We start from the raw sequence: 24,666 nt of genomic DNA on the forward strand, positions 1-24,666 counted from the left end.
ATCAACGCGCGGTCGGATACAGTGGCCGAGAAGCCGGCGTTTCGGGAGGCGATCCGGCAGCGGCGCTGTCTGGTGGTGGCCTCGGGCTTTTATGAATGGAGCGCGGGGGAGGGTGGGGCGCGGTTGCCTTGGTATATCACGCGGGCGGATGGGGCGCCGCTGGCCTTGGGTGGGGTCTATTCGGCGTGGCAGGATCGGATGACCTGCGCGGTGGTGACCTTGGATGCGGGGCCGAACATGGCGGGGATCCATGACCGGGAGCCGCTGATTCTGGAGGCGGCGGATTGGCCCTTGTGGCTGGGCGAGGCGGGGCATGGGGCGGCTTTGCTGATGAAGCCGACGTTGCCGGGGGTGTTGCAGTCGTGGCGGGTGGATAAGGCGGTCAATTCGAACCGGGCGCGGGGGCCGCAGTTGATTGAGCCGATCGAGGCGTGAAAACTGGTGCGGGCGGGTTGAGCCTGACGGCGCGGGATGGTATGAACAGGCCAGCGCGGGCGTTGTGTAATGGTAAGACCTTAGCCTTCCAAGCTAAAGACACGGGTTCGATTCCCGTCGCCCGCTCCATAATCATATCGCTTTGGGTGTGAAAATGACAGGATTGCACGCGTGCAAGCTGTTGTAAGTCATTGATTGCGCGAGATTTTCAAGTTGTTTGTTCAGCATTTGTTAAGATTTCAGCCGGCTGCGGTAGGGTCCATCCACATCGGACCGAAGCCGTTGCCATCCGGGTCCTCGAAGGCGCGGGAGTACATGAAGCCCTCGTCCTCGGGGTCGTGCAGGGATTTGCCACCGGCAGCGATGGCGGCCTCGGTCATGGTGTCAACCTCGGCGCGGGTGTCGCAGGACAGGGCGAAGAGGCAGGTGGCCCCTTCGGACGGCAGGATCAAGGGTTTGGGGGAGATGCGGCGGAACTGGTCGTGGCTTGAGAGCATGAAATTGATCGTATCGGAGACGATCACGCAGGCCGAGTTCGGGCCGGAGAACCTTTCGTTGATGGCAAAACCAAGCGCCTGGTAGAACGCGCGGCTGCGGGCCACATCGGTGACGGGCAGGCTGATGAAGATCTTGCGGGGCATGGCACCCTCCAACCGAAGCCAATTTGATATCAAATGATGGGCGCAGAGCGCGGCGTTTGGCAAGCGGCGGCTTGGGTCCCCGCCGAAAGATGCCTCCGGCGGGGATATTTGGGCCTGAATGAAGGGGCAAGACGTTGCTTTTGGTCAGCCGTTGACGGCGGCCGGGTCCATCCAGAAAGCCTCGATCACGTTGCCATCGGGGTCGTTGAAGGTGCGGCCATACATGAAGCCCATGTCCATTGCGGCTTTCGGTTCGGAGCCGCCGGATTTGAGGGCGGCTTCGGCCCAGGCATCGACGGCGGTGCGGCTGTCGGCGCTGAAGGCCACCATGACGGCGGTGGTCGTTGCGGGGTCGGCAAGGGGTTTGGTGGCGAAGGAGGCGAATTTGTCGTGGTTGAGAATCATCAGGTAGATCGTGTCCGAGACGACAACGCAGGCGCCGCTGGCGTCCGAGAACTTTTCGTTGATGGTCCAGCCGAGGGATTGGTAGAAGGCGCGGCTGCGGGGGACGTCGGTGACGGGCAGGTTGACGAAGATCATCTGGGGCATGGCGCGGGGTCCTGATGGTTAGCTAATCATGCAAGTATTGCCCGCGCGGCGCCGACAGGCAAGCAAAAAGCGCGCCTGCGGTGCGCAGGCGCGCGTTTCGGCCGGATCAGCGGTGTCAGAGGTTGTCTTGCTGTGGCATACCCAGCACGTGATAGCCGCAGTCGACGTGGACGATCTCGCCTGACGTGCAGTTGCCGTAGTCGGAGCAGAGCCAGACGGCGGTGCCGCCGATCGCCTCCAGCGTGGCGTTCTGGCGGAGGGGGGCATTGGCTTCGGTGTGGCGGAAGGTGGCGCGGGCGCCGCCGATGGCGGCCCCGGCCAGGGTCTTCATCGGGCCGGGGGAGATGGCGTTGACGCGGATCTTCTGGGGCCCGAGGTCATTGGCGAGGTAGCGGGTGGCGGATTCCAGGGCGGCTTTGGCGACGCCCATGACGTTGTAGTTCGGCGTGACGCGGTTGGAGCCGGCATAGGTCAGGGTGATGAGGGAGCCGCCATCCGGCATCAGGTCGGCGGCGCGGCGGCTGACGTCGATGAAGGAGAAGCAGGAGATCGAGAGGGAATGGCTGAAGTTGCCCCGGCTGGTGTTGATGAAGCGGCCGGTGAGTTCGTTCTTGTCGGAAAAGGCGATGGCGTGGACGAGGAAGTCCAGCGTGCCCCAGCGGTCTTTCAGTGCGCCAAAGCAGGCGTCGAGACTTTCGTCGTTGGTCACGTCGACATCAACGAGGAAATCCGAGCCGAGCGAGGCGGCAAGGGGTTCGACCCGCTTGCCGAACGCGTCGCCCTGGTAGGAGAAGGCAAGCTCTGCCCCCTCGCCATGCAGTGCCTTTGCGATGCCCCAGGCAATGGAGCGTTCGTTGGCCACGCCCATGATCAGGCCGCGCTTGCCCTTCATCAGTTCCGCCATCAGGTCCCCCTTTATCGCCCGGTTATGCCCGGATCAGTCGAGATATTTGCTCATCACGAGCGTTGCGTTGGTGCCGCCGAAGCCGAAGCTGTTGGAGAGGACCGAGTCGAGTTCGACGCCTTCACGCAGGGTCGTCACGATCTCGGCCGGGTCCAATGCGGGGTCCAGCGTGGTGACGTTGGCGGAGGCGGCGATGAAGGACTTGTTCATCATGATCAGCGAATAGATCGCCTCGTGCACGCCGGTGGCACCCAGCGAGTGGCCGGTCAGGGATTTGGTGGAGGCGACCGGGGGCGTGTGGCCCCGGCCAAAGACGCGGCGGATCGCCTCCATCTCGGTGACGTCGCCGACGACGGTCGATGTGCCGTGGCTGTTGATATAGTCGATGTGGCGGCCTTGCGGCAGGGTGGAGATGGCCAACTTCATCGACCGCTCGCCGCCTTCGCCCGAGGGGGCGACCATGTCGTGCCCGTCGGAGGTGGCGCCGTAGCCGGTGACTTCGCCATAGATCTTGGCGCCGCGGGCGAGGGCGTGGTTGAGTTCTTCAAGGACCACGACACCGCCGCCGCCGGCGATGACGAAACCGTCCCGCGTGGCGTCATAGGGGCGCGAGGCGGTGGCGGGATTGTCGTTGTATTTGGAGGACATGGCGCCCATGGCGTCAAAGAGGCAGGACAGGGTCCAGTCCAGTTCCTCGCCACCGCCGGCGAAGACGATGTCTTGCTTGCCCATCTGAATCAGTTCGGTGCCGTTGCCGATGCAATGCGCCGAGGTGGAGCAGGCCGAGGTGATGGAATAGTTGACGCCCTTGATCTTGAAGGGGGTGGCAAGGCAGGCGGAGTTGGTCGATGACATGCAGCGGGTGACCATGAAGGGGCCCATCTTCTTGGGCGCACCCTTGTTGATCACGGCGTCGAAGGCCTGGAAGAAGTTCGAGGTCGAGGGCCCGCCCGAGCCCATGATCAGGCCGGAGCGTTCGTTCGACACGTCTTCCGGCGCAAGGCCGGCGTCGGCGATGGCTTGCTTCATCGCAAGGAAGTTGTAGGCGGCACCCGGCCCCATGAAGCGCAGGTCGCGCTTGTCGATATGGTCTTCCAGCACGATCTGCGGTTGGCCCTTGACCTGGCTGCGAAAGCCACGCTCGGCATAGTCGGGGGCGGCGATGATGCCGGATTTGCCGGCGCGCAGCGAGGCTTCGACCTCCTCTGCCGAGTTGCCGATGGGAGAGATGATGCCGATGCCGGTGATGACAACGCGACGCATGGGATATCCTTTCCGGGAACGTTTGCCGGGGTCAGTTGGCAGAGAGGGCGACTTTCATATCGGTGACCTGGTAAATCACCTCGCCATCCGCTTCGACGCGGCCGTTGGCCACGCCCATGGTCAGGCGCCGGGTGGATAGCGCCTTGGTGAAATCGACGAAGTAACGCAGCATTTTGCGATCCGGACGGACCATGCCGGTCAGCTTGACCTCGCCCACGCCAAGCGCATAGCCGCGCCCCTGCCAGCCGCGCCAGCCGAGGTTGAAGCCGGTCAGTTGCCAGAGGCCGTCAAGGCCAAGGCAGCCGGGCATGATCGGGTTGCCGGGGAAGTGGCAGGCGAAGAACCACAGGTCGGGGTGGATGTCGAACTCGGCGACCACATGGCCCTTGCCGAATGCGCCGCCGTCTTCGGAAATCTCGGTGATGCGGTCCATCATCAGCATCGGCGGGGCGGGAAGTTGCGCATTGCCGGGGCCGAATAATTCGCCACGCGCGCAAGCCAGAAGCGCTTCCTTGTCAAATGTGGTCGGAAAAGCGCTCATGTTGCCGGTGTCTCCCTTGGGTCTGCCTGAAGCTCGTTTCAGCCCGTGTAACATTTCGAGAGAAGGACGCGCAAGGTGGCGTCCTGCCGCTGAGCGGTTGCCATGCTGCGGTTGCAGGCTATGGTGGCGGGACCGGGATTTGGGCGCAAGGAATACAGGATGAGTGAAGGTGCGGGCGGTCTGACGCGCGAGGCTTGGGGCGGGCTGGTGCTGATTGCGGCGACGGTGCTGGCGCTGGTGGCGGCGAATTCGCCGCTGGCCGGGGCCTATCAGGCGTTTCTGGACCTGCCGATTTCGGTGGCGGTGGGCGGCAGGTCTTTGGGCAAGCCCTTGATCCTTTGGGTGAATGACGGGTTGATGGCGGTGTTCTTCCTGACCGTCGGGCTGGAGTTGAAGCACGAAATGCTGGAAGGCCGTCTGCGGGATGCGCGGGCGGTGATCCTGCCGGGGCTTGCGGCTTTGGGCGGGATGGCTGTTCCGGCGCTGGTCTATCTGGGTGTTACGGCGGGGGCCGGGGTCGGGCAGGGCTGGGCCGTGCCCTGTGCCACCGACATTGCCTTCGCCTTGGGCGTTCTGGCGCTGGCCGGCCCCGGATTGCCGCCGGGATTGCGCAGTTTCTTGCTGACGCTGGCCATTCTGGATGACTTGGGTGCCATCCTGATCATTGCGCTGTTCTATGGCCACGATCTGGATGTGCATTACCTTCTGGCAGCGCTGGTGCCCTTGGCCGGGATGCTGCTGCTGGCGCGGCTCAAGGTCGGGCGGCTGGCGCCCGCGCTGCTGTTGGGCGTGGTTTTGTGGGTTCTGGTACTGGAATCGGGCATCCATGCCACGATCGCCGGGGTGGTGACGGCCTTTTGCATCCCGTTGCGCGACCGCAACGGCGGCTTGCCCCTGCACCACCTGACCGAGGGATTGCAGCCCTATGTCACGTTCCTGATCGTGCCGCTGTTCGCCTTCGCCAATGCTGGCCTGCCGTTGGGCGACCTGAGCCTGGCCGGGTCGGGTGGGCAGATCGCCCTTGGCGTTGGGCTTGGTCTGATCCTTGGCAAGTTCGTGGGGGTGACGGGCGTCTGTTACGGGTTGGTGAAGCTGGGCCTCGGCGCCCTGCCGGATGGCATGCGGATGCGCCATGTGGCGGCGGTGGCCTTGCTGGCGGGGATTGGCTTTACCATGTCCCTGTTCATCGGCGGGCTGGCCTTTGGCGAGGGCGCTGCGATGAATGCCGTGCGTCTGGGGGTGCTGGGGGCTTCGGTTCTGGCGGCGGTGGCGGGATTGGTGGGGCTGCGCATGCTCTCTGGCCTTGCGGGACCGGCGTCGTTATAGTTGGCACACCACCCGTCCGGGCAGGCAGGATGGCACAGCGGGATGACAGGATGATGACTGCGGAAGGCTCTTTGGAAGCGACACGCGTGGCCGACTGGCTGGCGCGCGGCGGCTTGCGGCCGACGCGGCAGCGGCTGGCCTTGGCGCGGCTGCTGGTGGGTGACGGGCAAAATCGCCATGTCACGGCCGAAAGCCTGTTCGCCCTGACTGGCGGCGAAGGCGAGAAGGTCAGTCTGGCCACGGTCTACAACACGCTGCGCGCCTTTTGTGCGGCAGGCTTGGTCAATGAAGTCGTGGTCGACGGTGCCCGCAGCTATTTTGACACCCGCATGGACGATCACCCGCATTTCTACTGGGAAGACAGCCACTCCCTGACCGATGCCCCCGCCGACGAGGTCAAGATCGCGGCCCTGCCCGCAGCCCCCGAAGGCACCCAGATCGCCCGCGTCGACGTGGTGATCCGCCTGCGCCGCGCCTGACACCGGAGCCCCTGATGATCCGCCACGCTGCCCTGTTCCGCCTGTCCCACGCCCCCGGGTCCGAGGCAGAGACTGCTTTTCTGGCGGCACTGGCCGGCCTGAAGGCCATTCCCGGCGTGCAGACCTTCCAGATCGCGCGCGAGATCAGTCCGAAGAATGAATTCGCCTTTGCCGTCTCGATGACCTTCGTCGATCAGGCGGCCTATGACGCCTATAACATCCACCCGCAGCACGTGGCCTTCGTGCAGGGGCGCTGGATCCCGGAAGTGGCAGCGTTCATGGAGCACGATACGGTGGAACTGGCGGTCTGACGCCGCTTAAGGGTGCAGGTCATAGCCGCGCCGCGCTGCGGGCGGCAGCAGGTAAAGATCAACCCAGCCCGTGTCGCGGATCGCCAGATGGCGGACGTAGCGTACGAAATCAGCCTCGCAGCCAGACCGCAACGGCGTCCCGATCGCCTCGGCCAGACTGGCGCAGTTCCAGCGTTGCCTTCCCGCGCTTTCGTGCACGTCATAGCGGCGGATCAGGTCGCGCAGCAAAGCCACGGGATCGCTGCCTTGGCTCTCCAACCACATGGGCGCGAATTCGGTCTTGATGAACCAGCGATTGTGACGGGCCAGAAAGTCTGCCCCGCTGGCGAAGACGCGTTCTTCCCAGCCTTGGGTATCGATCTTGATATAGACAGCCTGATCCTGCGCAACGGAGGCGGCCAGACCGTCCAGCGTGACGACAGAGGTCGAAACGACTTTGAAACCCGGTTGCGCGATCACCCGGCTGTCCTGCGAGGATTTTTCGTTGACCCCAAAGCTGGACTGCCCATCCCCGGTCATGGTTGAGACGATCGCCGAATGGAAATGGTCGTAGAACGTGTCATTGGCGGTGAAATTATGCCGGATGAAATCTGCCAGCCACGGGACAGGCTCGACAAGGGTCAAGGCACAGTCCGGAAAGGCCCGTCGCATCAGGAGCCCGGTGAAGCCGTAGTTCGCGCCAATGTCGATACAGATCTTGGGGCGAAGTTGGGCACCCAGGACAGGATAGATGCTGCTGAGATATTCTTCGAAGTGACCGCGCCCAAGGTAATGGGTGCCGCCGCCGTCCTGTTTGCGAAAGCTGAGGTTGATGGTCCCAATCTGGACATTGCCCAATTCAGCTTCGGGATAGGGAAGACGCACGTCCGGCCTCCGTCATAATATGACCTCAGATTGGCCTTTGACGAAGGCAAGAGCAAGGCTGACCTGTCAGTTGGGCACAGCAAAGCTGTCCTGCACCAGGAAATCAGCGGCGGTGATCGCCGGAACCCCCGCGCCCAAGTCCGCGAAGGTGGCGAGCAGCACGCGGCCGGTCGGACCTGTGCCGTCGGCGTCGAAGTAAAGCTTGCCGGTTCGTGTGTCATACAGGACGCGGTCGGTGCCATCGGCGGCGACGGCACCGGCATTGGCCAGAAACCAGGTCGAGGCGGGCTGAACTGACGCGGCGGAGCTGTCAAAATTGCCGAAATCGCTGCGCGTCAGCAGGATATGATCTTCGGTCGGGGTGAAATCGTGGATGATATCGGCGTCGGCGGCTTTGGTCTGGCGGAACCAGAAGCAGTCCGACCCGCTGCCGCCGAACAGGTGGTCGATGCCGCCATCGCCGGTCAGCACGTCATTGCCCCGGCCCCCGAACAGCGTGTCCGCCCCGGTGCCGCCGCACAGGAGGTCAGCCCCGATGCCGCCAGCCAGAATGTCCTTGCCATCGCCGCCCTCGACCGTGTCATTGCCGGCGCCGGCTTGCAGATTTTCGGCATCGGTGGAGCCGATCAGCAGCACAGCGCGTGGCCCCGGCTGGCCACGAGCGGGCAGGTTCAACTCGCTGGAAATGTCGAGTGTGCTGGCGGTGCCTGTGGCGATCAGCACCAGCCGGATCCCGCCGGTCGAGGATTGGATGCGGGCAAACCCCTCGAACTGCGTGGTGGTGGCCTGAACGGTGCCGCCACCGGTCTCCAGCACCTCCAGGCTGCGCAGGGTCAGGCCGGACAGGGTGGCATCGGTCGCGCGCAGGGTGTCAAAGCCGGTGCCGCCGTCGAGGGTGCCGCTGGAAAAGGCGGTTCCGGCGACGTCGATCAGATCACTGCCAAGGCCAGCGGCAATCGAGACTGTGTCCGAGCCGTGATCGGTGATCAGGTCGGCGCCGCCGCCCGTGTTCAGCACATCGTCGCTGCCCACCGTCACCGTGTCGTTGCCATCGCCCAGCGTGATCGTCTCGGCATCGGAGGAGGTTTGCAGCGTCACGCCGCGGGGCGCGCCGCCCGCGTTCAAAGCGCCCGAGAGGTCCAGCGTGGTGGGGCCACCGCTGGCTTGCAGGATCAGGCTGACGGCGGCCCTGGGATTGGCAGGGTCGGCCAGGATGCTGGAAAGGCCGGCGAACTGGCTGGCAAGCCCGGTCAGGGTGCCATCCGCCTCCAGCCGTTCAAAGCCGGTGATGGTGGCGAGCGACAGTGTGTTGGCGCCGTGCAGGACCAGAACGTCATCGCCGCCGCCACCGTAGAGCGAGCCTGTCAGGGTGCCGCTGCCCAGCACGACCACGCGGTCATTGCCGGCATCGCCACGCAGGGTCAGCGGGGCGTCGGCGGCATCGGTCAGCGTGTCATCGCCGTCACCGCCAAACAGCACATCGGCCCCGCTGCCGCCAAACAGCTGATCATTGCCCATGCCGCCGAATAGCAGGTCGTTGCCGTCATCGCCCGACAACACGTCATCGCCGCCGTTGCCGGACAAAACGTCGTTGCCGAAACCGGCTGAAAGGGAGTCGTCTCCGTCGCCCGTGGTCAGGGTTTCGTTGTCGGGGGTGCCCAGCAGAGTGACGGCGCGCGGTCCGAAGCTGCCAGACAGCGCGGTCGACAGGTCAAGCACGGTGTCGCTGCCGGTTGCCGCGAGGGTGAGGCTGACGGTGTCGGTCGAGGTTGCGTCCCCGACCCGAATGGCGCTGAACTGGGCCAGTTGGGCGGCGAAGGCGCGGAACGGGTCAGGGGTTGCGGTTTCGAGCACGTCAAAGCCGGTGACGGACAGGGCGGTGATGTCCTTGCCCCCGGCCAGCGTGTCGACCCCGGTGCCGCCCTCGACCTGGCCCGCGCCGGGCGGAGTGCCGCCCAGTTCGACACGGTCATCGCCAGCCCCGGCGTCAACGGACACCACATCACCCGTTTGGAACACGATGCGGTCATTGCCGTCGCCGCTGTGGATCACATCGTGCCCGCCCAAGCCAAGGATCGTGTCATTTCCGGCGCCGGTGGTGATGGTTTCGTCATCTTGGGTCGTGGTCAGCCAGACTCCGTGCTGCACCCCGGCAGCCATCAGCGAGGTGGACAGGTCCAGCACCGTCGCCCCACCGGTGGCCAGCAAGGTCAGGGTAACCCGCTCTCCGGGGAAGGGGTCGCGGGTGGTGAAGCTGGTGAACTGGTTGAACTGGCTGGCATAACCGGTCACTGCGTTGTCCAGCGTGGCCAGAACCTCTACCCCCGACAGGGTCAGGCCGCTGATATCGGTGGCGTCCGTCAGGATCAGCTGATCGGTGCCGGTGCCGCCGTCATAGGTGCCGGTCAGAAGTCCGCCCCGGGTTGCGGTGACCTGATCATCGCCCTGATCGCCGCTGACCGACATGCCGCCGACGAAATCATCCTGAATGGCATCGCAGCCGCCGCCACCATGGTAGACGTCATAGCCGTCGCCGCCGAACAGCCTGTCATCCTGATCGCCGCCAAACAGCTGGTCATTGCCCTCCTCGCCCAGGATCAGGTCGGCGCCGCCACCGCCAAAGAGCACATCGTCGCCAAGGCCGGCCGCGATGCTGTCGGCGCCAGCGCCGGTCACAAGCGTTTCGGCATCGCCGGAGCCGGTCAGTTGCACGGCGCGCCCGACCGATCCGGCGTTGAGTGCGCCGGACAGGTCCAGTGTGGTGGCTGTGCCGGTGTCTTGCAGGATCAGCTTGACCTGAAGCCCGTCCGTTGCCCCGGTGCCGTCGGTGTGGATCAGGCTGAAGCCGGTCAACTGGCTGGCCAGCGCGGTGACCGTGGCGCCGAAGGTCTGCATCTCCTCCAGCCCGGACAGGGCCAGCCCGCCGATCGCCGTGGCAAGCCCGCCCAGGATCAGGACGTCCGCCCCGTCGCCGCCATCCACGGCGCCGGTCATAGAGGACCCGAGCACGAAAGCATCGTTGCCCAGGCCGCCGTTCAGACTGGCGGTGCCGGTCAGGTCGATCAGCCGGTCATCCCCCGCGCCGCCGAACAAAAGGTCATTGCCGTCGCCGCCGATCAGGGAATCGTTGCCGCCGTCGCCACTGAGCTGGTTGGACAAGGCGTCGCCGGTGATCGTGTCGTCAAAAGCCGAGCCGGTGACATTGGCAAAGCCGGTCAAGGTATCGCCCCCGGCCCCGCCATAGGCCGTGCCGATGACAAGGTTGATCCGCTCTGCTGCGGTGGCGGTGGCGAAGGTCACCCAGTTGCTGCCGGCGCCGCCGTCCATCAGGTCTTGCCCCGGCCCGCCGTCGATCGTGTCATCCCCGTTGCCGCCCCTGAGCGTGTCAGCACCAAGGCCCCCCTCGATCAGATCGTTGCCGGGGCCCGCGCTGATGGAATCGTTGCCGCCGTTGCCGCTGAGATGATCGCCCAGACCATCGCGCAGATCGCCCAGGGTGCCGCCGCTGAAACCGGACATCTGGCTGCCAAGGGCGTCGATCACGTCGCCCTGCCAACCGCCGATGAACTCCCGCCCCGTGGCACCAAAGGCGGCGAAATCGGCAGTGGTCAGACCGGTGACGCCCTGGACGATGATCTTGTCATCCGGATGGCCGAGGAGGCTGATCGTCGTGTCCGCCCCCGTCACGGCGAAGCTGAGGTCGGTGAATTTCAGGTTGAGCCCGGCCAGGTCGATCACCTCATGCGCGGCGGGGGATGCGGTGGCGCTGACGAAGTCGGTGATCAGGTCGATGCCGAAGCCAAAGGCGCCGAAGTGGAAATGGTCCAGCCCCGCGCCGCCCGTCAGTGTGTCATTGCCCGCGCCGCCGGTGAGCGTATCGTCCCCGGCGCCGCCGATCAGAACATCCGCGCCGTCGCCGGTGGTGATATCCTCGACATCGGAGGAGCCGGTCAGGTTCACGCCATGCGGTCCGCCCGCGTTCAGTTCATCGGCCAGGTTGAGCACGGTGGCAAGGCCGGTTGCCAGCAGCGTCAGTGTGGGCCGGTCGTTGGGATGGGCCTGATCGACGCGGATGGCATCAAAGGCTTCCAGTTGCGCGACGGTCGCGGTGACGGTTCCGCCGCCGGTTTCCAGCACTTCCACCCCCAAGATGGAAAGGGTGTGGATGTCACCCCCCGCGCTGAGCGTGTCGAGCCCCGCACCGCCCAGCACGGTTCCGGCGGTGAATTTGCCGGTGCCCAACACGATCCGATCATCACCGAGACCGCCGTCGATGCTGACAACGCCGCCATAGCCTGCGCCGTTGGCAAAGCTGTTGATCAGCGTGTCATTGCCATCGCCGCCGTCCAGAAGGTTGTTCCCCGTACCGCCATCCAGCACATCGCCATCCGCGCCGCCGCGCAGCGTGTCATTGCCCGCCTCGCCGTTCAGCGTATCGGCGCCGATGCCGCCGGTCAGGCTGTCATCGCCGCCGCCCGCCCAGACGAGGTCTGCGCCGGTGCCGGTGGTGATCGTCTCGGCATCGGTGCTGCCAGTCAGGACCACGGCGCGGGCGCCCAAAGCGCCCGAAAGGTCCAGCACGGTTGCGGTACCGCTGGCGGCGAGGGTCAGCGACACGGTCGCACTGGTTTGCACCGCGTCGACCCGGATCGTGTCGAACCCGTCGAATTGGGTGGCGGTGGCGGTCACGATCCCCGCGTTGGTGTGCAACACCTGAAGGCTGTTGAGCGTCAGGCCGCTGAGGTCAGTTTGTCCGGCCACCAGCGTGTCCGTCCCGGTGCCACCCGCGATGGAGCCGCTGGCAAAGGTGTGATCGCCGATCACGATGGTGTCGTCGCCATCACTGCCGTCGATCTGGGTGGAGGTGCCGTCCTTGTCCACAATCAGGTCCGGCCCGCTGCGGCCAAGCAGCATGTCATTGCCGGCGCCGCCGGTCAGGGTGTCGGGGCCAAGCAGCACATCGGTGGCGGGGTTGGCGGTCAGGATTTGCGTCAGATCGCCCACAGCCCCCTCCAGCCGGCCAATGGCGATATGGGCGCTGTTGAAGAGGTCAATCGAGGTGTAGGTGCCGGCCACCGGCGCGATGTGGCTGCCGGAATAGGCAAAGCCGCTTCCCGCGTAGCGCAGCGAGGTGCCGTTTGACAGGACAACCTCGTAGGTCGTCGCGGTCTGCGTGGTGATGGCGGACACCACGGCTCCGGCCGGGGTCGGCCAGAAGTCGATGGAACGCAACCGCGCAGAGGTCAGTGCCGTGATGATCGCCATGGCCACGGGACTAGGCCGGATGTATTGACATCCGGCTAAGGCGCGTCCGCAAAATCCGTCGAAAGCTGCGGAGTTTCAGCGCTGCGATGCGGCAGGCCGGGCGAGGGCCAGCGCCTCGGCCAAGACAGCGTCCTGACCGATGTGGTTCATCAAGATCAGCACCAGCCTTGCGTTCATCGCATGGCTTTGCGCTTCCGTCAGGCCGTCATGGGCCGCGATGAGGCGGGCATAGGCCTCGTCCGGGCGGGGCAGGTTGGGGGTGGTGATCAGGGTCATGGCTGGTCCTGTCCGATGGCGCGGGAAAGGGCGGCAGAGATTTCGGCCTCGTCGAAATGGTCCCAGCGGGCGGCGACGTGCTGGTCGGGGCGGATGAGGTAGACGGCCTGGGTCGCCTGCCCCAGATAGCGGGCGCGCAGGGCGTCGTTGTCATGGGCCGACAGGGCGAGGCGCCGGACGTTGACGCCATGGGCGGTCAGGCTGTCGGGTGCTGTGGCATCCAGCGTCAGCAAGGTAAAGCCCTTGAGGTGTTGCAGCAGCCAGCCCTCGGCCAGCGGCGCGTCGGGGCAGGGGCTGCCGGGGCGGGTGCGTGGCGGCATATCCGCATGGTCCGGCCCGTTCAGTGCCGAGCCGTCATAGGTGCAGGGCACCGACAGGCGGCCCGAATTCACGATGGTTCGGGCAAAGGGCACTGTCGCCGCCAGTTCCAGCACAGCATCGCGGAACAGCTTGGACACCGGGGTTTTCGGCGTGATGAAGTCGGTGGCGCGGGTGGAGTTCAGGATATTCTCATCCGCCCCATGCACGCGCTCGGCGTCATAGGTGTCGAGCAGGGCATCGGGCGCCTTGCCTTGGATCACCAGCGCCAGCTTCCAGCCGAGGTTATCGACATCCTGAATGCCGGAATTCGCCCCCCGTGCGCCGAAGGGGCTGACTTGGTGGGCGGAGTCTCCGGCGAAGAGCACCCGGCCATGGCGGAAGCGGTCCATCCGGCGGCATTGGAAGGTGTAGATCGAGGTCCAGGCCAGGTCGTAGTCCACATCCGGGCCAAGCATCGCATCGACGCGGGCGCGGATGTTGGCAGGCTCCAGCTCTTTCTTGCGGTCGATGTTCCAGCCCAGTTGAAAGTCGATGCGCCAGATGTCGTCGGGTTGCTTGTGCAGAAGGGCGCTGTCGCCGGACTTGAAGTGGGGTTCGAACCAGAACCAGCGTTCGGTCGGGAAAGCGGCCTTCATGCGGACATCGGCGATCAGGAAGTTGTCTTCGAACACCCTGCCGTTGAAATCCAGACCCATCATGGTGCGTAGGGGGGAACGGGCACCGTCGCACGCGACCAGCCAGTGGGCCTCCACCTTGTAGGCGCCATCGGGTGTGGTGACGTCCAGCGAGACATGATCCCCGGCCACCGTCAGCGCCTCGACCCGGTTCCTGCCGCGGATTTCGATCGGTGCGCCCTTGGCTTGTGCCGCGACAATGGCATCGTGCAGGAACTTCTCGAAATAGGGCTGTTGCAGGTTGATGAAAGCGGGGAATGCGTGGCCGCCCTCGGGCGAGAGGTTGAAGTCATAGAGCAGCCTGTCGTCGTGGAAGACCTTGCCGACGTTCCACTGCACGCCCTTGTCCAGCATCGGGCCCGCCGCCCCCAGTCGGTCGCAAATCTCCAGCGTGCGTTTGGCAAAGCAGATGGCGCGAGAGCCTTCGCCGATGCCCTCAGCGTCATCCAGCACCAGAACGGGGATGCCCCGCTGCCCAAGGTCCAGCGCCGCCGCAAGGCCGATTGGCCCGGCGCCGACGATCACGACCTTGTGGCGCTTCGGGGGCAGGTCCTGATCGGGGGATCTGGCGTAGGGATACAGCGTGAAGGCCAGGTTCTGGCGCTGGGCGACGGGTTGGTTCATGGCTTAGCCTTGCAAAGCCGCCCACATGTCCAGATCGCGCTGGGCGGTCCAGATGCGGGGATGGTGGATGCCGCGCGCCTCGTCATAGGCGCGGGCGACGTTGAAGGGCAGGCAGTGTTCGTAGATGGCATAGTCCTTGAACTTCGGGTCACAGGCGGCGCGGACGGCGTCCCAGGCCTCTTTCAGCGAGCCGCTGCGGGCGGCGACTTTGGCCGCGGGCTGGTAGGTGCTGGTCACGAAGTCCTTGGTGCGGTCGAGGGCGCCGTTGACCGCCTTCTGGCCGATCACCGCATCCCCCCGGCCCGGTGCGATGGCCGCGAGGTCATAGGCGCGGATCGCCTCCAGCGTGGCGCCCCATTCGTTGAAATGGCCGTCGCCGCAGTAGCAGGCGGAGTGGGCCTCGACGATATCGCCGGTGAACATGACGTTTTGGTCAGGGACATGGATGACGGTATCGCCCGCCGTATGGGCGCGGCCGAGTTGCATCAGGTCAACGCGGCGCTTTCCAAGCCAGACGGTCATCTTGCCGTTGAAGGTCGTCGTAGGCCATGTCAGGCCCGGGATGCTTTCATGGCCTTGAAACAGGCGCGGGAAGCGTTGGAATTCGCTGTCCCAGTCTTCCTGGCCCCGTTCGGCCACCATGTTGCGGGTGTCTTCCGACATGATCACTTGCGGGGCGTTGAAGGCGCTGGCACCCAGAACGCGGACGGCGTGGTAGTGGGTCAGGACAACATGGCTGATCGGCTTGTCCGTGACCCCGCGCACGCAGTCGATCACCTTTTGCGCCAGACGCGGGGTGGCCTGCGCTTCGACGATCATCACCGAGTCGTCGCCAATGATGACGCCAGAGTTCGGGTCGCCCTCGGCGGTGAAGGCATAGAGGCCTTCTCCGATTTCACTGAACGTGATCTTCTTGTCCGCAAGATCGCCTTGCGAGGCGAAAGCCTTGGCCATGGTCTGTTCCTTACCTTGCATAAGGGTCTGACAGTGCAGGGATAACCTTGCCCACGCAGTCGCCGAACCCGATGGTATAGCCGTCGCCTTGCGCGTGGCCGCGCAGGGTCAGGGTGTCGTTGTCCTCGATGAAGGTCCGGGTGCCACCCGCCACCGGGATCGGCTCTTTCCCGCCCCAGGACAGTTCCAGAAGGCTGCCCCGGCTGCCCTTCTCGGGCCCCGAGATCGTGCCGGAACCCAGCAAATCGCCCGAATTCATCGGGCAACCGCTGGTGGTATGATGGGCCAATTGCTGGGCTGCGGAGTAGTACATCTCGGCATAGTTGGTGCGGCTGATCACAGTTTCGCTGCCACCTGCAGGCGTCAGTCCAACTTCCAAAGCGATGTCATACAGCATCGGCCCCAGCTCCTGCAGATGCGGCAGCAAGGGCACCTCACGCGGCGGTGTGGAGACGCGGAACGGCTCCAGCGCCGCCTTCATCACCACCCAAGGAGAGATTGTGGTCGCTGTCGCCTTGGCCTGGAACGGACCCAAGGGCTGGTATTCCCAAGCCTGAATGTCCCGCGCCGACCAGTCGTTCAGCAGCACATAGCCAAAGATCATCGCGTCAGCCTCGGCCACCGTGACCGGGCCGTCCGAGGCCACGCCCACCACCGCCCCCATCTCCAGCTCGATGTCGAACCGGCGCGAGGGCTGGAAGGCCGGTACCGCATGATCCGGTCCCTTCACCTGACCCCAAGGGCGGCGCACATCGGTGCCCGAGACCACGACAGAAGACGCCCGCCCGTTATAGCCGATCGGAATATGCAGCCAGTTCGGCGGCAAGGCATTCTCGGCCCCCCGGAACATGGTTCCAACATTGTTTGCATGATGACGACCCGCGTAGAAGTCGGTGTATTCCGACACAAGGAACGGCATCTGCAATGTGACCGTCTTCAAGGCCACCAGATGATCCTCGACCAGAAAGCGCTTGCTCGCCCCGGCCTTCAGCAGCGCCGTCACCTGAGCGCGCAGCGAAGCCCAAACCTCCGGCCCGGCCTCAATCACCGCATTCCAGAACGGCACGTCCAAGAGCGGCCCGCCCTCCAGCGTCAGCAGCCCTTCGGCCTCCAGCGTCGTCAGATCCAGCACGAAATCGCCAATCGCCATACCGCAATGCGCCTCGTCCTGCCCGACCGAGAACACGCCGCATGGCAAGTTGTTCAACGGAAACGGCGCGGTAGCGGAGTTCGCAGACTCCACCCAGCTTTTCATCAGGCTCATGGCGTTCCTTTTCATCTTGGCACAAATACTCCGGGGGGTGCGGGGGGCTGGCCCCCCGCTTCTCGGCTTGGGCTTACTTCACCCCGGGCGTGCCGTCGAACTTCTTCTCAAGGCTGGCCCAGCAGTCGATGTAATCGTCCTGCAGGGGCGCGGATTTCGCTGCCCATTCGGTCAGATGCTGCGGGAAGCGGGTTTCGAACATGAAACTCATGGTCTCATCCAGCTTTTCCGCCTTCAGCGCGGCATTGGAGGCGCCTTCGAAGGCGTTGCGGTCAGGGCCATGCGGCAGCATGCAGTTGTGCAGGGACATGCCGCCGGGGATGAAGCCTTTGGGCTTGGCGTCGTAGATGCCGTAGATATTGCCCATCAGCTCTGACATGACGTTCTTGTGGTACCACGGCGGGCGGAAGCTGTGTTCGGCCACCATCCAGCGTTCGCGGAACAGGACGAAGTCGATGTTCGCCGTGCCCTCCAGCCCTGACGGTGCGGTCAGGACGGTGAAGATCGACGGGTCCGGGTGGTCAAACAGGATGGCACCCACCGGGGAATAGGTGCGCAGGTCGTATTTGTAGGGGCCGTAGTTGCCGTGCCACGCCACCACATCCAGCGGTGAGTGGCCGATCTTGGTGCGGTGGAACTGCCCGCACCATTTCAGCACGACCGAGGACGGCGCGTCGCGATCTTCGAACGCCGCGACCGGGGTCTTGAAATCGCGCGGGTTGGCCAGACAGTTGGCGCCAATCGGGCCGCGGGCCGGGGGGGTAAAGGGCGGCCCGTAGTTTTCACAGACAAAGCCACGGCAGGGGCCTTCCAGCACCTCGACGCGGTAGACCAGGCCTCGCGGCAGGACGGCGATTTCCTTGGGTTCCACGTCGATGATGCCAAGTTCCGTGCAAAACCGCAGGCGGCCTTCTTGCGGGACGACCAGCAGTTCGCCATCGGCGGAGAAGAAGTATTCGTCTTGCATGGACTCTGTCACAAGGTAGACATGGCTGGCCATGCCCGCTTGCGTGTTCACATCCCCCGCCGTGGTCACGGTCCGCATCCCGGTCACCCAAGTCAGCGGCTCGGACGAATGCGGAACCGGGTCCCAGCGGTACTGGCCCAAGGAAATCACATCCGGCAGCACATGCGGCGCGGATTTCCAGTGCGGGACGTCGATCTTTTCAAACCGGGTGGTGTGCTTGACCGAGGGGCGGATGCGGTAGCACCACGTCCGCTCGGGGTGCGGCTTGGTGAAGGCTGATCCCGACAACTGTTCGGCATAAAGCCCATAGTTGCACTTCTGCGGCGAGTTCTGGCCCTGCGGCAGGGCGCCCGGCAAAGCCTCGGTCTCAAAGTCATTGCCGAAGCCGGGCATGTAGCCTTCGGTCGTGCCAATCGTGGTTGCCGCACGGACCATTCCGGCGGGCAGGGTAAAGCTGTTCATGAAGTGCTCCTCGTGCGCGGGAAGAGTCGGTCTGGCCGTGTTATTGGTTGCATGCGCAACTATGTCAAGCTAAAGTTGCAGGTATCAGGGCAAAGGGCGGGCTATGGCGATCACACTTTATGACTACTGGCGGTCCTCGGCGGCCTATCGGGTGCGGATTGCGCTGAACCTGTTGGGGTTGGGGTATGACAGCGTGCCGGTGGACCTTGTGGCCGGGGCGCATACCGGGTCGGATCATCTGGCGCGCAACCCGCAGGGGCTGGTGCCGGTGCTGGAGATCGACGGGGCAAGCCTGACGCAATCCCTTGCGATCCTTGAATATCTTGACGAGGCGCATGGCGCGGGCTTCCTGCCGAAGGACGCTTTGGGCCGGGCGAAGGTGCGCGCCCTGTCTTATGCCGTGGCGATGGAGATCCATCCCGTCTGCAATCTGCGCGTGGCGCGGTATGCGGTGGCGCAGTCTGGCGGCGGGATCACGATGGAAAGCTGGATGGGCCATTTCATTGCCCTTGGCTTGCAGGGTCTGGAAGGGATGCTGACCGGTTCCGGGGCCTATTCCTATGGCGATCAGATCAGCATGGCCGACATCTGCCTTGTGCCGCAGGTCTACAACGCCCGGCGCTGGGGGGTGGACCTTGCGGCCTATCCGAAGCTGGCGGCGATTTCGGCCCGGCTGGAGGCGTTGCCTGCCATTGCCGCGGCGCATCCTGACCGCGTCAAACCTACCTGAGGTCCCGATGACCGACCCAGCCCCGGAATTCGACCTGGAGACCTTCCTGCCCTACCTGCTCAATCAGGCAGCCGAGGCGACGTCGAAAAGCTTTCAGGCCAGCTACAAGGCCGCCTACGGCATGACCCGCACGCAATGGCGGGTGCTGGCCAACCTTGGCAAGTTTGGCGCCATGACGGCGCGGGACATCTGCACCATCTCGCATATCGAAAAGACCAAGGTCAGCCGATCCGTGGCGGCTTTGGAAAGCGATGGCCTTTTGACCCGCAGCCCCAGCCCGACCGACCGCCGGGCCGAGGTTTTGGCGCTGACGGCGCAGGGCCTGGCCGTGTTCCACGATCTTGGCCAGCAGGCCATCGCCTATGACCGCGCGTTGCGGGCCAACCTTGGCGTCGATCTTGCGCAGAAGCTGGACGCCGTTTTGCGCGAGTTGATCATGCATGGCGGCGATTTCGTCGAGGATACGGACTAGACGGCCACCTTTTCAGACTTCGGGCATCCGCAGGATGATGCCGTCAAGGTCGGCGGTCATCCGGATTTGGCACGACAGGCGAGAGGTGGGCTGACGTTCGGCCTCGGCGATGTCAAGCATCTGGTCCTCGAACGTGTCCACCTCGCCGGTTTTGGCGAACCAGGCCGGGTCGACGACGACATGGCAGGTGGCGCAGGACATCGAGCCGCCGCATTCGCCGATGATGCCGGGGATGGCGCGGGCGGTGGCGGCCTGCATCAGGCTGTCACCAGGCTTGACGTCAAGGGTGGTTTGGCTGCCGTCCGGCTGAATCCAGGTGGCTTTCATGGCTCACACATACCAGATGTAGTAATCTCGCAGGGCATCGCCTTCGAGGCCCTTGGTCTTTTCCACCTCGGCCCGCTTCATGAAGATGTGATGCTCGCAAAGCTCCTTGCCCACGGCGTCGCAGAGCGCGATGTCAGATTCCAGATCATCGACCGCCTCACCAAGGGATGCCGCCACGCCATGCCCCGCGTCGATGCGGTCAAAGCAGTCACCCGCTTCGGGGGAGGGCAGGGGGTAGCCATTCGCCAGCCCCAAGCGTGCCGCTTGCAGGACAGCCGCAACGGCGGTGTAGGGGTTGGCTGAGGCGTCCGGCATGCGGTGCTCCAGCCGCGCTTTCGCGCCGCCTTCCTCGCTGACCCGCACGGTCACACCGCGATGGTCGCCGCCCCAGTTGCACCAGTAACCCGACAGGGACGCCGGTTGCAGGCGACCATAAGAGCCGACTGTGGGGGCGACCAAGGCCGCCAGACCCTTATGATGTTGCATCCACCCCGCAATGCAGCCCTTGCCGAGGTCGTTCAGGGCCGAGGGGCCACCTTGCGGGCCGTTCGACAGGGCGTTGCCGCCTGCGGTGTCGGCGAAGGACAGGTTGATGTGCATGCCCGAGCCGCCCTTGCCGAGGATCGGCTTGGGCAGGAAGGTCAGGATCACGCCATGCTTCAGCGCCACCTCGCGGGCCATCTGGCGGAAGAGGACGATTTCGTCCACCGCCTTGACCGCCGTGTCATAGGTCAGGGTGAATTCGAACTGCGGCGTGTCATATTCGGCGGTGATCAGGTCCAGCTTGAAACCCGACGCCTCGGCCTGCCACCAGATCGCGTCGATCATGCCGGAAGGGTCGGTGAAGGGGCCTGTGCCGTAGACGATGCCGCCCGGAGCCTCCATCGGCTTCAAGGAGCCATCTTCGGCTTTGACGAAGGCATAGGCTTCCAGTTCGATGCCCACTTTCGGCGAGAGCCCCAGCATGCCCCAATCCGCCACGGCGCGTTTCAGCGCCCCACGTGGGCACAAAGGCATGGGCGAGCCGTCGGCGTTGTGCAGGTCCCCGGCGACGACCTTGGTGCCGGGTTCCCATCCGGCGCGGATGTTGGCTTCCTCCCAGCGCAGTTCCATGTCGGGGATGCCCTGGCGCGTTTCCGTATAGGGCGCGTCCAGCAGCAGATCCTTGTCCCAATGCACGGCGAAGTTGGGGCGGGCGAGCCGCGTGCCGTCGGATTTCATCTTGGAGGCGGGCAGGTATTTGCCCCGCATCAGGCTCAAATGGTCGCAGAACATGGCCCTCAGGCGATCCGGCATGGTGATGTCCTATTGCAATGTGACGGTGACAGGCAGGGACTTTATCCCGCCGACGAAATTGGAGCGCAGGAATTTGTGCTCGCCAGCCGGTTCGATCGACTTGATCCGCTTGGCGAGTTCCTGAAACAGCACGCGGACCTCTAGCCGGGCGAGCCACATGCCAAGGCACAGATGCGGGCCGCCTTGGCCGAAGGACAGGTGCTTGTTGGGCGTGCGGGCGAGGTTGACGCGCAGCGGGTCGTCAAAGGCCGTCTCGTCTCGGTTGCCGGAAATGAACCAGTACAGCACCTTGTCGCCTTGGCGTACGGTCTTGCCGTGCATGTCGAAATCCCGCGTGGCGGTGCGGCGGAAGTAGATGGCGGGGGTGGCCCAGCGGATGATCTCGTCCGCCATCGTGTCATCGACCGCGCCGGATTGGATTTGGGCGAGGAGTTCGGGCTGGTGCAGCAGAGCGTGGATGCCGGCGGCCAGCGAATAGCGGGTGGTGTCGTTGCCCGCAGCCACCAGCAGGCAGAAGAAGTTGCGGAACTCGTGTTCCGGCATCACGGTGCCATCCGGGCCGGGGGCGAGGATCAGGTTCAGGACGCCCGAGGTGTCACCTGAGGCCGCTTTGCGCTTCATCAGGTCCTTGGCGTAGACGAACAACTCCGCCCCGGCGGGGGAGTTGAAGGGCATCATGCGGAATTCTTCCGTGGTCATCTTGTCGAGGACATGGGTGGTGAAATCCGGATCGGTGTTGGCGATCAGGGAATCGCCTTTGGCGACCAGCCACGGCAGGTCCTCCTCCGGCAGGCCAACGATGCGGCCCAGCATCCGCATTGGCAGCTCGCGGGCGATCTCTTTGGTCGCATCAAAGGTGCCCTTCGCCAGCGCCTCATCCAGAATGGTGGCGCAGAGGTCGCGGATCGTCGCCTCGAACTCCGCCACGACACCTTTCGAAAACGCACGGGCGACTTTCACACGGGTCTGCATATGCTCTGGCGGGTCGGTTTCCTGAAAGGTGCGGCGGGCGAGGTATTCTTCGTAGGTCTGATCCTCCATCCGGATGCCACGGGCGGAGGAGAGGAGGTCAGGCTTGCCGTTCATCGCCAGAATGTCGGCGTGGCGGGTCAGGGACCAGTAGCCTTGGCCGCCGGACCAGTCGGACCAATGCAGTGGATCTTCGCGGCGCAGGCGGGCGAAGGTGTTCAAGGGCGGGCCATTCAGGAAGGTGTCATGGCTGCCAAGGTCCGCAAAGCCATCGTCGGTTGGATTCCAGATGGTCATGCACGGCTCCCTTGCCCGATCCTTAACATGTGTATAATGATGGAAGCTATAAATATGTAAAGAGGCTTCTTCATGCATATCGCGGTTCTGGTGACCAACACCGACGACAGCGCCTTCGCCGCCCGCCACCCGGACGATGGGCAGAAGTTTCAGGCCCTGATCCACGGGCTGCGGCCGGATTGGCAGGTCACGGCGTTTGACCTGCCGTCTGGGGCTTTCCCCGCCGACCTGTCCGCCTATGACGGCTTCATCATCGGCGGCAGTCCGGCCTCGGTCAACGACGATGCGGCTTGGATCGCGCGGTTGTTGCAGGCCGTGCCGCAGATTGTGGCGCAGGGTTTGCCGCTGTTCGGCGCCTGCTTCGGACATCAGGCGATTGCGGCGGCTTTGGGCGGCAAGGTCACCGACAACCCCGGCGGCTGGGTCTTTGGCGTGACGCAAACGCAGGTCACGAACCCGCCCGCATGGATGGAGCCGGGGCTGATCCGCCTCAACGCCGCGCATTCGGAACAGGTGACGCAGGTGCCGCCGGGGGCCGAGATTCTGGGCAGCAATGCCGACTGCGCGGTGGGCTTCCTGCGCGTGGGCAACAAGGTCTTCACCACCCAGTATCACCCGGAAATCACGCATGATTTCATGGCTGCTCTGGTCGAGGAATATGCCGACGAAGTCCCGCCCAAAGTGGCGCTCGCGGCGCGCCAATCGTTGTCGCAGCGCGCGGATGCGGCCCGGATGGCGGGCTGGATCGTGGCCTTCTTCGAGCAGGCCTAAGACAAAGCCGCCAGCAAGTCCATCGCGGTGACCTGATCGAACTGGACGTGACGTTGCATCGCGGCCTCGGCCTTCTCGGTCTGGCGGTCGAAGATCAGTGCGGCGATGGCGCGGTGGTCCTTGGCGGAGTCGGCGATAACGCCTGAAAACTTGTAGCGGGCGCGATAATAGGCCAGCAGTTTCCGGGCGTTTGTCTTGACGAAATCCACCAGCACAGCATTGCCCGCCGCCAGTGCCACGCATTCGTGGAAGCGCAGGTTCAGTTGGTAATAGCCGTCCGGGTCGGCGTCGCCCTGCTGTGCGGCATGGGCCTCGCAGGCCACCACTGCGGCCTCCAGCGCCAGCGCGCCCTGCTTGGACAGGCGGCGGGCGGCGAGGCCTGCGGCCTGACCCTCCAGCTTGGCATGGACTTCCAGGATAGCGAGGAATTCCTCCAGCGTCGGGCGGAAGATCGTGGCGCCTTTGCGGGGCAGGCGGCGCACCAGACCCACGGCCTCCAGCTGCAGGATCGCCTCCCGCACCGGCGTGCGCGAGACGCCGAAGGTGGTGACCAGTTCCGCCTCATCCAGACTGTCGCCGGGGTTCAGCAGGCCAAGGTCGATGCGGTCCAGTATCTGCTGAACAAGACCGGAGTTCTGGATGGTCATGCGCAAAGCCTCTCCGTCCGCTTTGGCTTGGTGGTAACGGAATGGGGGGCCCCGGTCCAGTCAGGCGCGCAGGATGCCGCGCGCAATCCATTCATCCACCACAGCCAAGGCCGCATCGGTGAAGGCTTCGTCGTTGATATGGGCGTCCAGCGCGATCTGTCGGACATGGCCCGGACAGGTGGCCTGCAACTCCTCAAGAAAGGCCGCATAGGCCTCGGGGTCGGCCAAGGGCCCACCCTCGCGGTCCCATTCGTTGTCGCCATGGCGGGGCAGGATCAGGACGGTTTCGCCTTTAGCCTCGGCGAGGCGGGCCGAGAGGGTGCGGGCGAGGTCGCGGCGTTCTTCGGCATTCAGGACCACCGAGGACAGGAGGCGGTTGTGCGCATGGGCGGCATGGTGGGCAAAGCGGGCGGGGATGGGGTGCCAGCCGACAAGGTCGACCAGATCGCAGCAGCCCAAGGACACCAGTTGTGGAATGCCTTTGCGCCCGGCGGCGGTCATCCGGTCCGGCCCGGCTGTGATGGCCGAGCCGAAGAGGTGGTTGCCGACCTCTTGCGGGGCGAAGTCCAGAACGGCGGCGAAGGCGCCCTCGGCAGCCAGGCTTTCAAACGCCCGCCCGCCCATGCCTGTGGCGTGGAAGACAGCGACCTCAAAGCCGCGCTCTTCCAGCGCCGGTTTCAGGGCGACCATGTAACGCAGCACGGTCTTGCCGAACGAGGTCATGCCGATCAGGGGTTTGTCACGGTTTGGCGGCTCCACCGCGCGTGCCGCGCCCAGAACCGCGCCTGCGGCTTGAGAGAGCGAGGCCTTGCAGACCGAGTTCAGGCCATAGAGGCCACCGGCCCAGAGGATCATCTGCAGGTCAGGCGCCAACCGCTCGGGCGGGATCATGGCCGAGAAGCTGACGGTGGAGACGACGTATTTCGGCACGCCAAGCGGCAAGGCGGCACACAGGTCCAGCGCCAGATCGGTGCCCATCGAGCCGCCCAGCACGATCACGCCGTCAAAGCGGCCCTCGCGGTGCAGGCGCAGGGCCA

Annotated in this window: 24 protein-coding genes and 1 tRNA gene; 8 read left to right on the plus strand and 17 right to left on the minus strand. The window is 64.8% G+C overall.

Features of this window, described 5'->3' with window-relative positions:
• Both AC1Y2B_RS20620 and AC1Y2B_RS20625 read left to right on the plus strand, forming a co-directional pair.
• Positions 1-435, plus strand: a 435-nt coding sequence (locus tag AC1Y2B_RS20620) for an SOS response-associated peptidase (protein ID WP_482255012.1), incomplete at its 5' end; no start/stop codon positions are given.
• 55 nt (positions 436-490) lie between these two features.
• A tRNA-Gly gene (locus AC1Y2B_RS20625) sits at positions 491-564 on the plus strand.
• A gap of 110 nt (positions 565-674) precedes the next feature.
• Here the strand turns inward: AC1Y2B_RS20625 and AC1Y2B_RS20630 are convergent.
• The 5 genes from AC1Y2B_RS20630 to fabA form a co-directional block, all read right to left on the minus strand.
• Entirely contained in the window at positions 675-1,076 is a 402-nt protein-coding gene (locus tag AC1Y2B_RS20630) for a VOC family protein (RefSeq protein ID WP_482255013.1), read from the minus strand.
• A gap of 144 nt (positions 1,077-1,220) precedes the next feature.
• Positions 1,221-1,625, minus strand: coding sequence for a VOC family protein (locus AC1Y2B_RS20635; RefSeq protein ID WP_482255014.1), 405 nt, complete (start codon positions 1,623-1,625; stop codon positions 1,221-1,223).
• 115 nt (positions 1,626-1,740) lie between these two features.
• Positions 1,741-2,529 (minus strand): enoyl-ACP reductase FabI, encoded by a 789-nt coding sequence (locus AC1Y2B_RS20640; RefSeq protein WP_482255015.1) that lies wholly within the window; start codon positions 2,527-2,529, stop codon positions 1,741-1,743.
• Positions 2,530-2,562: 33 nt separating this feature from the next.
• A complete protein-coding gene (gene fabB, locus AC1Y2B_RS20645; protein ID WP_482255016.1) occupies positions 2,563-3,792 on the minus strand; it encodes a beta-ketoacyl-ACP synthase I in 1,230 nt (409 codons plus the stop codon).
• Between the two features lie 31 nt (positions 3,793-3,823).
• Positions 3,824-4,333, minus strand: coding sequence for a bifunctional 3-hydroxydecanoyl-ACP dehydratase/trans-2-decenoyl-ACP isomerase (gene fabA / locus AC1Y2B_RS20650; RefSeq protein ID WP_482255017.1), 510 nt, complete (start codon positions 4,331-4,333; stop codon positions 3,824-3,826).
• Between the two features lie 159 nt (positions 4,334-4,492).
• Between fabA and nhaA the strand changes: the two genes are divergently transcribed.
• Genes nhaA through AC1Y2B_RS20665 form a run of 3 tightly spaced genes read left to right on the plus strand, consistent with a single transcriptional unit; the run spans position 4,493 to position 6,449 of the window.
• Entirely contained in the window at positions 4,493-5,659 is a 1,167-nt protein-coding gene (nhaA, locus tag AC1Y2B_RS20655; RefSeq protein ID WP_482255018.1) for a Na+/H+ antiporter NhaA, read from the plus strand.
• Between the two features lie 50 nt (positions 5,660-5,709).
• Positions 5,710-6,138 carry an iron response transcriptional regulator IrrA gene (irrA, locus tag AC1Y2B_RS20660; RefSeq protein WP_482255019.1) on the plus strand — a complete coding sequence of 143 codons (429 nt, stop codon included), beginning with the start codon at positions 5,710-5,712 and terminating at the stop codon, positions 6,136-6,138.
• Positions 6,139-6,152: 14 nt separating this feature from the next.
• Positions 6,153-6,449 (plus strand): Dabb family protein, encoded by a 297-nt coding sequence (locus AC1Y2B_RS20665; protein WP_482255020.1) that lies wholly within the window; start codon positions 6,153-6,155, stop codon positions 6,447-6,449.
• A gap of 6 nt (positions 6,450-6,455) precedes the next feature.
• Here AC1Y2B_RS20665 and AC1Y2B_RS20670 read toward each other — a convergent pair whose 3' ends face one another.
• The 7 genes from AC1Y2B_RS20670 to hmgA all read right to left on the minus strand — a co-directional run bounded on the left by AC1Y2B_RS20670 (position 6,456) and on the right by hmgA (position 18,120).
• Complete coding sequence (locus AC1Y2B_RS20670; protein ID WP_482255021.1) at positions 6,456-7,313, minus strand: FkbM family methyltransferase; 858 nt, start codon at positions 7,311-7,313, stop codon at positions 6,456-6,458.
• A gap of 66 nt (positions 7,314-7,379) precedes the next feature.
• Positions 7,380-12,578: a beta strand repeat-containing protein gene (locus AC1Y2B_RS20675; RefSeq protein WP_482255022.1), complete on the minus strand. Its 5,199-nt coding sequence runs from the start codon at positions 12,576-12,578 to the stop codon at positions 7,380-7,382.
• A gap of 75 nt (positions 12,579-12,653) precedes the next feature.
• On the minus strand, positions 12,654-12,854 hold the full coding sequence (locus AC1Y2B_RS20680) for a DUF2783 domain-containing protein (protein ID WP_482255023.1): 201 nt from the start codon (positions 12,852-12,854) through the stop codon (positions 12,654-12,656).
• Entirely contained in the window at positions 12,851-14,473 is a 1,623-nt protein-coding gene (locus tag AC1Y2B_RS20685) for an FAD-dependent oxidoreductase (protein WP_482255024.1), read from the minus strand. Before AC1Y2B_RS20685 ends, AC1Y2B_RS20680 begins: the two co-directional genes overlap by 4 nt.
• A gap of 3 nt (positions 14,474-14,476) precedes the next feature.
• A complete protein-coding gene (locus AC1Y2B_RS20690; RefSeq protein WP_482255025.1) occupies positions 14,477-15,427 on the minus strand; it encodes an MBL fold metallo-hydrolase in 951 nt (316 codons plus the stop codon).
• A gap of 10 nt (positions 15,428-15,437) precedes the next feature.
• Entirely contained in the window at positions 15,438-16,691 is a 1,254-nt protein-coding gene (gene fahA / locus AC1Y2B_RS20695) for a fumarylacetoacetase (RefSeq protein WP_482255026.1), read from the minus strand.
• Positions 16,692-16,764: 73 nt separating this feature from the next.
• On the minus strand, positions 16,765-18,120 hold the full coding sequence (hmgA, locus tag AC1Y2B_RS20700; RefSeq protein WP_482255027.1) for a homogentisate 1,2-dioxygenase: 1,356 nt from the start codon (positions 18,118-18,120) through the stop codon (positions 16,765-16,767).
• Between the two features lie 103 nt (positions 18,121-18,223).
• Between hmgA and maiA the strand changes: the two genes are divergently transcribed.
• Together maiA and AC1Y2B_RS20710 are read left to right on the plus strand one after the other, a co-directional pair.
• Positions 18,224-18,850 (plus strand): maleylacetoacetate isomerase, encoded by a 627-nt coding sequence (gene maiA / locus AC1Y2B_RS20705; RefSeq protein ID WP_482255028.1) that lies wholly within the window; start codon positions 18,224-18,226, stop codon positions 18,848-18,850.
• 7 nt (positions 18,851-18,857) lie between these two features.
• A complete protein-coding gene (locus AC1Y2B_RS20710; protein WP_482255029.1) occupies positions 18,858-19,322 on the plus strand; it encodes a MarR family winged helix-turn-helix transcriptional regulator in 465 nt (154 codons plus the stop codon).
• Positions 19,323-19,334: 12 nt separating this feature from the next.
• On the opposite strand, the gene AC1Y2B_RS20715 is transcribed toward AC1Y2B_RS20710, so the two are convergent.
• From AC1Y2B_RS20715 to AC1Y2B_RS20725, 3 genes are read right to left on the minus strand one after another with little or no spacing between them, the layout of a single operon-like run.
• Positions 19,335-19,649 (minus strand): 2Fe-2S iron-sulfur cluster-binding protein, encoded by a 315-nt coding sequence (locus AC1Y2B_RS20715; protein WP_482255030.1) that lies wholly within the window; start codon positions 19,647-19,649, stop codon positions 19,335-19,337.
• A gap of 3 nt (positions 19,650-19,652) precedes the next feature.
• Complete coding sequence (locus AC1Y2B_RS20720) at positions 19,653-20,945, minus strand: type I glutamate--ammonia ligase (protein WP_482255031.1); 1,293 nt, start codon at positions 20,943-20,945, stop codon at positions 19,653-19,655.
• A 9-nt stretch (positions 20,946-20,954) separates the two neighbouring features.
• Positions 20,955-22,211, minus strand: coding sequence for a cytochrome P450 (locus AC1Y2B_RS20725; RefSeq protein ID WP_482255032.1), 1,257 nt, complete (start codon positions 22,209-22,211; stop codon positions 20,955-20,957).
• Between the two features lie 72 nt (positions 22,212-22,283).
• Between AC1Y2B_RS20725 and AC1Y2B_RS20730 the strand changes: the two genes are divergently transcribed.
• A complete protein-coding gene (locus AC1Y2B_RS20730) occupies positions 22,284-22,982 on the plus strand; it encodes a type 1 glutamine amidotransferase (protein WP_482255033.1) in 699 nt (232 codons plus the stop codon).
• Here the strand turns inward: AC1Y2B_RS20730 and AC1Y2B_RS20735 are convergent.
• Both AC1Y2B_RS20735 and AC1Y2B_RS20740 read right to left on the minus strand, forming a co-directional pair.
• Positions 22,979-23,629 (minus strand): GntR family transcriptional regulator, encoded by a 651-nt coding sequence (locus AC1Y2B_RS20735; RefSeq protein WP_482255034.1) that lies wholly within the window; start codon positions 23,627-23,629, stop codon positions 22,979-22,981. The genes AC1Y2B_RS20730 and AC1Y2B_RS20735 overlap by 4 nt on opposite strands.
• A gap of 60 nt (positions 23,630-23,689) precedes the next feature.
• The coding region (locus tag AC1Y2B_RS20740; RefSeq protein ID WP_482255035.1) for a Tm-1-like ATP-binding domain-containing protein at positions 23,690-24,666 on the minus strand (977 nt) is incomplete at its 5' end.

The organism is Stagnihabitans sp., assembly GCF_964946895.1.